The organism is Roseovarius sp. MBR-78 (assembly GCF_040547535.1).
In the GTDB taxonomy this organism is placed as follows: domain Bacteria; phylum Pseudomonadota; class Alphaproteobacteria; order Rhodobacterales; family Rhodobacteraceae; genus Roseovarius.
Genome location: NZ_JBEPPX010000087.1, coordinates 1 through 1,054, shown reverse-complemented (window position 1 = coordinate 1,054; position 1,054 = coordinate 1). Strand labels below are relative to the sequence as shown.

Below are 1,054 nucleotides of genomic sequence, written 5' to 3'. Positions count from 1 at the left end.
CCCTCCACGTCGCGGATGCGCAGGCGCATCTCGTCCCAGACCTGCGGAATCTCATCCGGGCCATATGTGCCCTCGATCTCCACGGTGATTTGCGCCATGCCCGGCATCGACTTGGATTCGACCCGGTCAAGCTGCTTCATCTGCTGCAGCGCGTTTTCGATGACGTCAGAGACCTCTTCCTCGACCTCGACTGCTGTCGCGCCGGGATACGGCACGAAGACTAGCGCGGTCTTGAGCGTGAAACTCGGGTCTTCAAGGCGGCCCACGGTGTTCAGCCCCCAATACCCGCCAAGAAGGCAAAAAAGGATGAGGAGCCAGACCGCCACGGGCCTCTGGATGCTTGCGCCGGAAATGCTGAATGCCATGGATCTGTTCGTGTCCTGTCAAGGGGGCGGGATCAGAGCCCCGCAACCGTCACGGTCTGATTGTCGCGAAGCCGCCACCACCCGCCGGAGACGACCAGTTCATCGCCTTGGAGACCTTCCAGAACCACGATCTCGTTATCGACGGGAAGGCCCAGACGCACGGTCCGGCGCGTGACCTGCCCCGACTCTTCGTCGTAAATCCAGACCGAAGGCTCGGTTCGGCTAGAGGTATCGATCGCCGACACGGGGACCATGGCGGATTGTGCACTGGCTTCGGCCGCCGCATTTGAAAGACGCACCCTGGCCGTCATCCCCGGCAGAAGACGCGAGTCGACATCACCCCGGATGGCAAATTCCACATCGTAGGTCTGCGCCGTGCGGTCGGCATCGGTTGCAAAAGACCGAAGCATGAGCGGAGCCGTGTAGCCGGGCACGGCTGGAAAACTTGCCACGAGATCGAAGGCGTCGGGTGCGCTGCGTGCGACCGCCGCCAATTCTTCCGGCAGAGAGATCATGATCCGCATCTCGCTGACATCCTGAAGACGCGCAACCGGCGCCGCGGAGGTGACGTTGACATATTCCTCGATGAAGGTGCGCGCCACGATTGCATCGAAAGGCGCGATGATCTGCGTCTGTGAGAGGCGCCGCTCGGCCTCGCGCAGCGCAACTTCGGCCTGCGCGTATTCGGC

At 62.4% G+C, this 1,054-nt stretch carries 2 protein-coding genes; both read right to left on the bottom strand.

What is annotated here, in order from left to right:
* On the bottom strand, positions 1–365 hold a 365-nt coding region (locus tag ABIE58_RS20320; RefSeq protein ID WP_354546423.1), incomplete at its 3' end, for an efflux RND transporter permease subunit.
* 32 nt (positions 366–397) lie between these two features.
* Positions 398–1,054, bottom strand: a 657-nt coding sequence (locus tag ABIE58_RS20315; RefSeq protein ID WP_354546422.1) for an efflux RND transporter periplasmic adaptor subunit, incomplete at its 5' end; no start/stop codon positions are given.